7 protein-coding genes are annotated in these 11028 nt (G+C 65.6%); 2 read left to right on the top strand and 5 right to left on the bottom strand.

The features are described from left to right. Nucleotides 1-8 precede the first annotated feature (8 nt). From CXQ81_RS06710 to ptsP, 4 genes are all read right to left on the bottom strand, one after another. Entirely contained in the window at nt 9-380 is a 372-nt protein-coding gene (locus CXQ81_RS06710) for a DUF6124 family protein (RefSeq protein WP_101336825.1), read from the bottom strand. Nucleotides 381-1331: 951 nt separating this feature from the next. Then, entirely contained in the window at nt 1332-3074 is a 1743-nt protein-coding gene (locus CXQ81_RS06700) for a PTS fructose-like transporter subunit IIB (RefSeq protein ID WP_101336823.1), read from the bottom strand. A gap of 11 nt (nt 3075-3085) precedes the next feature. Further along, complete coding sequence (pfkB, locus tag CXQ81_RS06695; RefSeq protein ID WP_053259616.1) at nt 3086-4027, bottom strand: 1-phosphofructokinase; 942 nt, start codon at nt 4025-4027, stop codon at nt 3086-3088. After that, a complete protein-coding gene (gene ptsP, locus CXQ81_RS06690; RefSeq protein WP_101336822.1) occupies nt 4027-6888 on the bottom strand; it encodes a phosphoenolpyruvate--protein phosphotransferase in 2862 nt (953 codons plus the stop codon). Before ptsP ends, pfkB begins: the two co-directional genes overlap by 1 nt. A 296-nt stretch (nt 6889-7184) precedes the next feature. On the opposite strand from ptsP, the gene cra reads away from it, so the two are divergent. Continuing rightward, nucleotides 7185-8180 carry a catabolite repressor/activator gene (gene cra / locus CXQ81_RS06685; protein ID WP_053259614.1) on the top strand — a complete coding sequence of 332 codons (996 nt, stop codon included), beginning with the start codon at nt 7185-7187 and terminating at the stop codon, nt 8178-8180. Between the two features lie 2 nt (nt 8181-8182). Next, complete coding sequence (locus tag CXQ81_RS06680; protein WP_101336821.1) at nt 8183-8971, top strand: TatD family hydrolase; 789 nt, start codon at nt 8183-8185, stop codon at nt 8969-8971. 1 nt (nt 8972) lies between these two features. Here CXQ81_RS06680 and CXQ81_RS31715 read toward each other — a convergent pair whose 3' ends face one another. After that, entirely contained in the window at nt 8973-9677 is a 705-nt protein-coding gene (locus tag CXQ81_RS31715) for a methyl-accepting chemotaxis protein (protein ID WP_371860896.1), read from the bottom strand. Between the last annotated feature and the right edge of the window lie 1351 nt (nt 9678-11028).

Genomic DNA, 11028 nt, shown 5'->3' with positions numbered 1-11028 from the left:
GTTGCCGATCAGCGACGATTTCCGTCGAGCAAGGCATCCACCACTCCGCGCGCCATCTCCACGGAATGCACCAACGACCAGATCAGGCCACGCTCGATACCGCTGGCGTGTTCGGTGATCTCGTCGGAAACCTCCTCGGCGGATTTAAGCAGCATGGACACGTGAAGCAACGCCTCTTCGGCGCTGATGCCGGGACGGACGGTGAAGAGCGAATCCTTACCCGCAGGCCCCGCCGCGGTGGGTTTCAAGGCTGCGAGCAACGAACCTTCCACCGGATGGTTGGCCAGCGCCTGACAGACCTGCTCATTGGCCTGGTCGTGGTCTGGATTGCGGCGTGAGAACGGCAGGGAAACGGGTGGATCGGGGACGAGTTTTTTCATGGTGTAACTCCCGAGCAATGGAGCTTTCACCCGTCGCTGCTAAACGATTGAGGGTGGCAGCTGGACGCGGGTTAGCAGACCAGGGCTCAGGAACCCGGCGCACCCGAAGGTGCCCCACGTACAGCCGCCATAACAGACCAGCCAGAATGAAATCCGACCGTGAAGGCATGGTGTCTTAATACGCCTGAGACTTACCGAGCTGCTAAACCCGATCACTGAAAAACCAGTGACAAACCCGAGGCTAGACAGCGCCCTTCCCAGACGCAAGCGGCCCGGAGTTTCTCGGAAAAGCCTTACAAAGGAAAGCGAAGCGCCTCACTTTCAGACAGCGTCTTACACGACAAACCTGTCAGCCGCGGGACCTGATCGCGAGCAAGCTCGCACCTACAAAAGGCTCCGATATAACCGCGATCTCTGTAGCCGCTGCCGAAGGCTGCGATAGGACCGAAGGTCCTCCAGCGGGCTCAAGATCCTGCGCCTGCTGCGCAGTCGATCGCAGCCTCGCAGGCTCGGCAGCGGCTACAGGGTTTAGCGCCGACTGGTAGGTCGCGCATGCCTTTGGCTTTGGCTTTGGCTTTTGATTCTGCTCTTGATCCACCCGCCCCATCGGGAGGCCGAGCGGAGGTGTTCATCAGGGGGATGGCGCGCAGCGCCCCTCGACGCAGTCGAGGACATCGTATGGAGGTCGAAGCGAAGCCGACCGGAGTCGATGCCCCCTGAGGGACGCCGGAGCGAGGGAACCTGAGCGCAGCGAAGGCCGTACGCAGGGGCAAGCGTTTTTGCTTACTTTTTTGGCGTCTGAAAAAAGTGAGTCGCCGTAAGGACGAAACCGCCAGCAGCCGTGACCGCAGAAACGGATATGTACCCCGTCCAAAAAATGCAGCGCCAGCGCGAACGCCATCGCGGGCAAGCCTCGCTCCTACGGAAACGAGGCAAGCCCGCCTGAGGCACTCAGGCCTTGACCGGCTCCAGCGCCAGCTCAGCCGCCTCCGGCCGCTTCACCACCGCATACACCACCGCCGTCAACAAACTCCCCGCCACAATCGCCAGCAAATACAACAACGCATGATTGATCGCATTCGGAATCAACATCACAAACAACCCACCATGGGGCGCCATCAGCTTGCAGCCGAAATACATCGACAGCGCCCCGGTCAGCGCGCCGCCAGCGATGCTCGCCGGGATCACCCGCAACGGGTCCTTGGCGGCGAACGGAATCGCCCCTTCGGAGATAAAGCACAGCCCCAGCACCAGCGCCGCCTTGCCGGCTTCCCGCTCGCTCTGGGCAAACTTGCGCCGGGCGATAAAGGTGGCGATGCCCAGGCCAATCGGCGGCACCATGCCGGCGGCCATGGTCGCCGCCATCGGTGCATAACTCTGCGACGCCAGCAGCCCCACGGAGAAGGCATAGGCCGCCTTGTTGATCGGCCCGCCCAGGTCGACGCACATCATGCCGCCGAGCAATACCCCCAGCAGGATCGCGTTGGTGGTACCCATGCTGTCGAGGAAGTGGGTCAGGCCGGCGAGCATCCCCGCCACCGGCTTGCCGACCACGTAGATCATCACCAGGCCGGTGAACAGGCTGGCCAGCAACGGGATGATCAGGATCGGCTTCAAGGCCTCCAGGCTCTGGGGCAAGCGCGCGTATTTACTGATGGCCTTGGCCGCATAGCCGGCGATGAAACCGGCAATGATCCCGCCGATAAAGCCCGCGCCCAGGGTGCTGGCGAGCATGCCGCCGATCATCCCCGGCGCCAGACCCGGGCGGTCGGCGATGGAATAGGCGATGTAACCGGCCAGCAGCGGCACCATCAGCTTGAACGCAGTGTCGCCGCCGATCTGCATCAACGCCGCGGCCAGGGTGCCCTCCTCCTTGAACGCGGTGATGCCGAAGACGAAGGACAAGGCGATCATCAAGCCCCCCGCCACCACCATCGGCAGCATGAACGACACACCGGTCAGCAGGTGCTTGTAGACCCCGGTTTTCTCTTGCTTGGCCGGCGCCGCGCCAGCGCCCGCCGCTGCCGATTCCACCTGGCCTTCGGCCAGGGCCTTGTTCAGGGTCGCCTCCGATTGTTTGAGGGCGATGCCGGTGCCGCAGCGGTAGATCTTCTTGCCGGCGAAGCGCTCGGTGGGCACTTCGATGTCCGCGGCCAACAGCACCACGTCCGCCGCGGCGATGGCTTCGGCGCTCAACGGATTGCGCGCACCCACCGAGCCCTGGGTTTCCACTTGCAGCTCGTACCCCAAGCGCTTGGCGGTCTGCTGCAAGGCCTCGGCCGCCATGAAGGTGTGGGCCACGCCGGTCGGGCAAGCGGTGACCGCCACCAGCCGGGGCGCGTTCTTGCTGGCCGGCGCCGGCTCGGCCACGGCTGCGGCCGCGACATACACCTGGGCCTCCTCGGCGCCACGGCGCAGCACGCCGTCGACGTCCTGCAGGGCCACGGAGGGCGAGCTCTGGAACACCCGCTTGCCAACGAAACGCGACATGTCCAAAGGCCCGGTGCTGACCACCAGCACCCACTCGGCCGCTTCGAGGGTGGCGGCCGACAACTGCCGTTCCGGGTGCGCCTCGTCATGGACTTCGACACTGGTGCTCCAGCCCTGGCGCTGGGCCGCGGCATCCAGCAACCGGGCGCACAGCACACTGGTGACCATGCCGTTCGGGCAGGCGGTAACAATGGCTAACTTCATGACCAACCCTCTTATTGTTCTATGAGGGGATGAACGCGCACCCCCTGTTCAAGCTGTGCCAACTGCGCGGCATCGGTGATGCCGAAACCGATCTGGGTCACGGCCATGGCGGCGATGGCCGTGGCGGTGCGCAGAGTCTGTTCAAAAGCGTGGGCGCTGAGCAGGCCGTGGAGCATACCGGCCAGCAACGAGTCGCCAGCGCCGACGGTACTGGCCACGCTGACCTTGGGCGGCAACGCCTGCAGGGCTGGCGCGGCACTGAACCAGTTCACGCCTTCGGCGCCATGGGAAATCACTACATGCTCGACGCCCTGGGCGTGCAGGCGCCTGGCGGCTGCGGCCTGGGTCGCCAGCGACAGCAGCGGGCTGCCCAGGGCCTCGGCCAGTTCCTCGGTGTTCGGCTTGACCAGCCAGGGCCCGGCGGCCAGGCCGGCGCGCAGGGCTTCGCCGCTGGTGTCCAGCGCCACTTTCAGCCCCAGTGCCTTGAGACGGGTCAGCAAGGCGTGCAGCCATTGCGGGCTGACGCCGCGCGGCAGGCTGCCGGCCACCACCACCGCGTCATGCCCCGGGGCGATCTGTTCCAGGCGTTCGAGCAGCGCCTGTTGCGCCGCCGCGTCGACCTCCGGGCCGGGGCCGTTGAGGTCGGTGATGCGCCCATCCTGTTCGGCCAGCTTGATGTTGCTGCGGGTTTCCCCCGGCACGCGAATAAAGGCGTCGACAAAACCGCGCCGGGCGAACAACGCCTCGAAGGCCTGGGGATTGTCTGCACCAAGAAAGCCGCTGACGGTCAGCTGATGGCCAAGGTCGGCCAGCACCTGGGCCACGTTCACGCCCTTGCCGGCGGCGTGAGTGTGCATGGCTTCGCTGCGGTTGACCTGCCCCGGTTCCAGGCGCGTCAGCTGGACGGTGAGGTCCAGCGCCGGGTTCAGGGTCAGGGTAAGAATCTTTGCCATTACATGGCCTCCACAAGGGCGCGCACATCGTTCGCGCTGCCGACGGCCAGGGCCTGTTCAGCAAGGGTTTGCGCCTGGGTCAGGCTGAGTTCGCGAATGCGTGCCTTGACCTCGGCGATGCTACGTCCGGAGACGCTCAGTTCGTCCACGCCCAGGCCGACCAGCACCGGCACCGCCAGCGGATCGGCCGCCAGCTCGCCGCACACGCCGACCCACTTGCCGTGGGCATGGGCCGCGCGCACGGTGATGTCGATCAGTTGCAGCACCGCCGGGTGCAGGCCGTCGGCCTGGGCCGACAGGGTCGGGTGGCCACGGTCGATGGCCAGGGTGTATTGGGTCAGGTCGTTGGTGCCGACGCTGAAGAAGTCCACTTCCTTGGCCAGCACCGGCGCCAGCAAGGCGGCGGACGGCACTTCGATCATGATCCCCAGCTGCAGGTCAGCCACCGGGATTTCCTGGCGCAGGCGCTCGGTCATGTCGCGGGCGGCGCGCCATTCGTCGACGCTGCCGACCATGGGGAACATGATCCGCAGCGGGCGGTTGTCCGCCGAGCGCAGCAGCGCGCGCAGCTGGGCTTCCATGATCTGCGGACGTTGCAGGGTCAGGCGGATGCCGCGCACGCCGAGGAAGGGGTTTTCTTCCTTGGCGATCGGCCAGTACGGCAGCGGTTTGTCGCCGCCGACATCCAGGGTGCGCACCACCAGCGGCCGCCCGGCCAGGCCATCGAGCACGCGGCGGTATTCGGCTTCCTGGGTGGCTTCGTCCGGCGCTTGCGGGTGGGCCATGAAAATCAGCTCGGTGCGCAGCAGGCCAATGCCTTCGGCGCCGTTGTCCACGGCGCTGGTCACGCCCGCGCTTTCACCGATATTGGCGAAGACCTCGACGTGATGGCCATCAGTGGTGTGCGCCAGTTGATGGCGCTGTTCGGCGGCGGCCTTGAGCCGTTGCTCGCGGGTATCGCGCTCTTCGGTGGCCCGTTGCAGGGTGCCGGCATCGGCATCCACATGCAGGCGACCGCGCTGGCCATCGAGCAGCAGCGGCGTGCCCGGCTTGAGCAGCAGCACGCCAGCCCCGGCGCCGACCAGCGCCGGAATCCCCAGGGCGCGGGCAACGATCGCGCTGTGGGCGGTGGCGCCGCCACGGGCGGTAAGAATGCCGGCCACCCGCGCCGGATCGAGGCGCGCCACGTCCGACGGGCCGACCTCATCCATCACCAGGATGTAGGGTTCATCCGGCTCGACCGGGGTCTGCACTCCGCACAGCTGGGCCAGCACCCGGCGGCCGATGTCCCGCAGGTCGGCGGCGCGTTCGGCCAGCAGCGCATCGTGCAAGGCTTCCTGTTGCCGGGCGGCGGCTTCGATCACCGTCATCCAGGCCGCTGCGGCGCTTTCGCCCTGCTTGAGGCGGGTGTCGACTTCGTCGGTCAGTTCCGGGTCGTCGAGCATTTCCTGGTGGGTCACGAAAATCTCGCGAATCGCCTTGGCCTTGCTGCGCTGGATCAGGCCGTCGATGTCATGACGGACCTCGGCCAGGGCCTGTTGCAGGCGCTCGCGCTCGCTGGCGGTGGATTCGCCGCGCAACGGGTAGTCGAATGGCTGGATCACCTGGATATGCGCCGGGCCGATGGCGATGCCGGGCGCCGCCGGGATGGCCTGGACCAGGCTGCCGGAAGCCGGCGCGCTGATGGGCACCTCGATTTCTTCCGGCACTTCCTGGGGCGCACTGGCTTGCGCCACCGGCTCGACTTCTTCCCCCAGCCCTTCGGCGATGGCCGCCAGCAAGGCTGGCAGGGCGTCGGCGGCGATGTTCGGTTCGGCGATCAGCTCCAGGGTCTGGCCACGGCGGGCGCCGAGGCTCAGCAGCTTGCTCAGGCTCTTCACCGAGACGGCGGAGCCCGGTGTGTCGACGATGCGCACGCGGATCTCGCCCTCGAAGCTTTTCGCCAACTGCGCCAGGATCTTCGCCGGGCGCGCATGCAAGCCATGGGCGTTGGCCAGCACGATGCGCGCGCTCGGCCAGTCGGCCGGCAGTTCGCCACCCAGCACTTCCAGCACCGCACGGCTGCTGGTGGCCCGGCCCAGTTCATGGCCACGGCCTTCGATCAGCAGCGCGCACAGGCGCTCGAGCAGGGCCTGGTGGGCCTCGCCCAGGCTGGCCAGGCAGAACAGCCCGGCCAGGGGTTGGCCGAGGTAACGAATCGGTTTGTCCGGGGTGACGAAGGCCAGGCCCGGGCGCTTGACGGTCTGCTCGCTGTGCAGCCACCACAGGCCATCGCCCAGGGGCAGCGCCTCGACCTGTTGCAGCACGGCGGCAAAACCGTTGCTGACGCAATCGGCCTGGCGCAACAGGCGGGCGCCGCGCCATACCAGTTCTTCGAAATCTTCGGCGGCCACGCCCAGGCCGATCATCTGCGCATCCAGCGCCAGCTCCTGTGGCGCGCCTTGCAGCAGTTTCAGCAGGGCTTCGGGCGAGCTGGCGCGACGCAGGGCCTGGCCCAGGTCGGTTTCGCCGAGGGCGCGGGTCAAGAGTTGCAGCAGGCGCAGGTGTTCGTCGGATTTGGCGGCGATGCCGATCGCCAGATAGACGATCTGGCCATCGCCCCAGTCCACGCCCTCGGGAAATTGCAGCAGGCGCACGCCAGTGGCGAACACCTGGTCGCGGGTTTCCGGGGTGCCGTGGGGAATGGCAATACCTTGACCGAGAAAGGTCGAGCCCTGGGCTTCGCGGGCCTGCAGGCCAGCCAGGTAACCTTCGGCGACCAGGCCGTCGGCCACCAGTTTGTCGGCGAGCAGGTGCAGTGCGGCGGACTTATCCACGGCCGACTGGCCCATGGATATCTGCTCAATAGTGAGCTCGAGCATGCTTTCTCCTATTTAGCGCTGGGGCGCTAGGTATTGTTTTGAGTGAATCAGTCAGGCGGCGTTAATGCCACAAACGGGACCGTCGGCTTGGCAAGGCCCTGTTTCCGTTTGCTCATATTCCTAGAAAATACGCGTGCTGAAACGTTTAATCTACAATGACGGGCACGTTACTCGATAATCAATCATCCTTGAAGTCCTACCTGTCGGCTGCACGTTCCGACATTGGTCGCCTGCCCATATCGGTTAGGATTGGCGAAAATGTCGGGGCAAGCTCCAGAAAACAAGGAAAACCCGGGTTGAAACTCAGCGATATCGCCAGACTGGCCGGTGTGTCCGTCACCACCGCCAGCTACGTCATCAACGGCAAGGCCGAACAGCAACGCATCAGCAACGCGACCGTCGAACGGGTCCGGGCGGTGGTCGAGGAACATGGCTTCACGCCCAACCCTCAAGCCGCCGGGCTACGCAGTCGGCGGACCCGGACCCTGGGTTTCATCCTGCCAGACCTGGAAAACCCCAGTTACGCGCGTATTGCCAAGTTGCTCGAGCAAGGTGCCCGCGCCCGTGGCTACCAGCTGCTGATCGCCAGCTCCGACGATGCCCCGGACAGCGAGCGGCAGTTGCTGCAACTGTTCCGCGCGCGCCGCTGCGATGCGCTGTTCGTCGCCAGTTGCCTGCCGCCGGAGGATGACACCTATCGCCTGTTGCAGGCCCAGGGCCTGCCGATCATCGCCATCGACCGGGTGATGGAGCCGGAGTTTTTCTGCTCGGTGATCAGCGACGACCAGCAAGCCAGCCTGCAATTGACCCGCAGCCTGCTGCAGCCCCAGCCGCGGCAGATCGCCCTGATCGGCGCCCGCCCCGAGCTGGGCATCAGCCGCGAACGCGCCGCCGGCTTCAAGCAGGCGCTGGAAGGTTTCGACGGCCAGGTGCTGATCGAACAGGGCGAAGCCTTCAGCCGCGACTGCGGGCGCCAGTTGATGGAGGCGCTGCTGGAGCGCCTGGGCCATCTGCCGGATGCCCTGGTGACCACCTCCTATGTGTTGCTGCAAGGGGTGTTCGACGCGCTGCATGACTTTCCGCTCAAGTCGCGGCCGCTGCGCCTGGGCACCTTCGGCGATACCCAACTGCTGGACTTTTTGCCGCTGCCGGTGAATGCCATGGCCCAGCAGCACCAGCTGATCGCCGACAAGGCCCTGCAACTGGCCCTGGCCGCCATTGAAGAAGCCCATTACCAACCCGGCGTGAACGCCATCGCCCGGACCTTCAAGCAGCGCATTCACGAGGCTTGAACGTGGAACTGATCGACAGCCACACCCATCTGGATTTTCCGGATTTCGACGCGGATCGTCAGGCGCTGCTGGCGGCCAGCCGCGCCCTCGGCGTGCGGCGGATGGTGGTGCTGGGGGTTTATCAGCGCAATTGGCAGCGGCTCTGGGAGCTAGTGCAGAGCGATGCCGACCTGCACGCCGCCTTCGGCCTGCACCCGGTTTATCTCGACGAGCACCAACCGGCCGACCTGGTTGAGCTGGGCGACTGGCTGAGCCGCCTGGCGGGCCATCCGCAGCTGTGCGCGGTGGGTGAGATCGGCCTGGACTATTTTCTCGAACAGCTGGATCGCCAGCGCCAGCAGCAGCTGTTCGAAGCGCAACTGCAACTGGCCGCGGACTTCCAGCTGCCGGCCCTGCTCCATGTACGGCGCAGCCATGCCGCGGTGATTGCCACCCTCAAGCGCTTCAAGCTCAAGCGCGCCGGCATCATCCACGCCTTCGCCGGCAGCCGCGAGGAAGCCCGCGAGTACCTCAAGCTGGGGTTCAAACTGGGCCTGGGGGGCGCCGCGACCTGGCCGCAGGCCCTGCGCCTGCGCAAGGTCATCGCCGACTTGCCGCTGGACGCGGTGGTGCTGGAAACCGACTCGCCGGACATGGCGCCGGCCATGTACCCCGGCCAGCGCAACAGCCCGCAGCACCTGCCCGACATCTGCGCGGCCCTGGCCGAAATCATGGCCATCAGCCCCGAACAATTGGCGGCGGCCAGTACCGCCAACGCTTGCGCGCTGTTCGGCTGGCCCCACAGCGCCTGAATCAGACCCGGAACGCGCTGATCAACTGCTTCAACTGCACCACCTGCGCGGACAACTGGCGGCTGGCGTTTTCAGTCTGGTACGCGCCTTCGGCGGTGCGCTCGCCGGCGCGGTTGATCTCGACGATGTTCTGATCGATGTCGTGGGCCACCGCGGTCTGCTGCTCCACCGCCGCGGCGATCTGCTGGTTCTGGTCGACGATCATGCCCACCGCCCCGAGGATGTTCTCCAGCGCCTGCTGGACCTTTTCCGACTGTCCGACCGTGCCATTGGCCATCTGGTGGCTGATGCCCATGGCCTTGACCGCCGCCCCCACGCCGCCGTGGAGCTTGACGATCATCTGCTCGATTTCCTCGGTCGATTGCTGGGTGCGCTTGGCCAGGGTCCGCACCTCGTCGGCCACCACCGCAAAGCCGCGCCCCTGCTCGCCAGCACGGGCCGCTTCGATGGCGGCGTTGAGGGCCAGCAGGTTGGTCTGCTCGGCGATGCTCTTGATCACCTCCAGCACCCGGCTGATGGCCTGGCTGTCGCTGGCCAGCTGGTTGATCACCAGCACCGACTGGTCGATCTCGCTGGCCAACTGGGCAATGCTGCCTTGCTGGGATTCCACCAAGCCGCGCCCGCTGACGGTCTCGTCGTTGACGCTGTGGGCGCTGCTGACCGCGGCCGCAGCGCTGCGCGCGACTTCCTGGGACGTGGCGGACATCTGGTTCATCGCCGTCGCCACCTGCTCGATCTGGCTGCGCTGCCCCGCCACCGCCTGGTTGCTCTGGGCCGATACGGCTTCCACCTGCCCGGCCTGGTGCTCGACTTCGCCGACGGTCTTGCCCACTAGCTCGATCAGGTCGTGGATCTTCGCCACGGTGCCGTTGAACACAGTGCCCAGTTCCCCCAACTCATCGCGGCTCTGGGCATCGAAGGTGACGGTCATGTCCCCGGCCGCCACCTTGTCCATCATCGCACCCAGGCGTTTGAGGGTGGTGCGGGTCGAGACATAGAACGCGCCGTAGAGATAGAAGATCAGCAGGAACACCGCCGCCAGCGCCACCACCAGCAGCACCATGTGCGTGCGGTTCTGCCCCAGCCGTTGTTGCAGTTCCTCGCCGAGGAACTTCAGGGTCGCCTCGTTGAGCTGGTAGGTCTGCGCCATCAACCCGCTGACCTGGTCGTAAAAACCCTGCCAGGGCGCATCCAGGGTATCGGCCATCACCACCTGCTCTTCGAACAGCTCGCTGGCTTGCTTGAGGCTGCCTTTACTGGCGCTGGCCAGGGCGTCCAGCGCGCCCTGGGCGGCCTTGCTCGATCCCAGCGCATCCTGCAGTTTCAGGCCGTATTCGGCCTGGAGCTTTTCGATCTGCACCAGCAACTCGTCGAAACGGGTGCTGGCGGATGAGTTGAGAAAGCCTTGGCCCAGGGAATACGCGCCCATCGCCCGCCCTTCGCCGAGGACCTGGGTCACCTGGGGCGTGACGCTGGTCAGCAGTTCGCTCAACTGCCGCACATCGCTCTGGGTGTCGCGGCTCAGGCCCGACTGGCTGGCGATGATCTGGCTGAAAATCTGCGCACTGCCCAGGAGCTTGCCAATCAGCGCGCTTTTGCTTTGCAGCGAGCTTTCCGCCTGTTGCGCCTTGAAGGCGGCGATCATTTCATCGCGCTTGCCGTCGAACACGCCGATCTGCTCGGGGTCCACGGTGACCGCAGCCAAGCCCTGCAAGCGCTCAAGCACGGACTTTTCCAGGGTGCCTATCTTGCTCTCGATATCCCCGGCCTTGCCGGACTGCCCCAGGGTCGCGTTGATCTGCACCATGTTGTTCAGGGTTTCCAGGTCGCGGCGCAGGGTCAGGCTGCTGCCCAACAGGTCCAGGCTTTGCAGCTCGACCTGGGTGCCCTGGAATTCACGGTAGGAATCGCGCACCAGATAAAAGTTGGTGACCAGCATCGGCAGGAAAAACAGCACGCTGATCAGGCTGAACTTCATGCCGAAGCTCAGGCGGTTCATCAGGGCAATGGCGGGATAGAGCAAGCTCTTCACAAGAAGTCTCCCTTTTTGCTTTTAT

The organism is Pseudomonas sp. 09C 129, assembly GCF_002843625.1.
GTDB lineage: Bacteria > Pseudomonadota > Gammaproteobacteria > Pseudomonadales > Pseudomonadaceae > Aquipseudomonas > Aquipseudomonas chlororaphis.
This window is presented reverse-complemented; position numbering and strand designations above follow the sequence as displayed.

What these genes read in the sequence shown, in the direction of transcription:
- CXQ81_RS31715 (WP_371860896.1), bottom strand. Translation starts at nt 9,677, where the DNA reads ATGTCCGCCACGTCCCAGGAAGTCGCGCGCAGCGCTGCGGCCGCGGTC.
- ptsP (WP_101336822.1), bottom strand. Translation starts at nt 6,888, where the DNA reads ATGCTCGAGCTCACTATTGAGCAGATATCCATGGGCCAGTCGGCCGTG.
- CXQ81_RS06700 (WP_101336823.1), bottom strand. Translation starts at nt 3,074, where the DNA reads ATGAAGTTAGCCATTGTTACCGCCTGCCCGAACGGCATGGTCACCAGT.
- CXQ81_RS06710 (WP_101336825.1), bottom strand. Translation starts at nt 380, where the DNA reads ATGAAAAAACTCGTCCCCGATCCACCCGTTTCCCTGCCGTTCTCACGC.
- pfkB (WP_053259616.1), bottom strand. Translation starts at nt 4,027, where the DNA reads ATGGCAAAGATTCTTACCCTGACCCTGAACCCGGCGCTGGACCTCACC.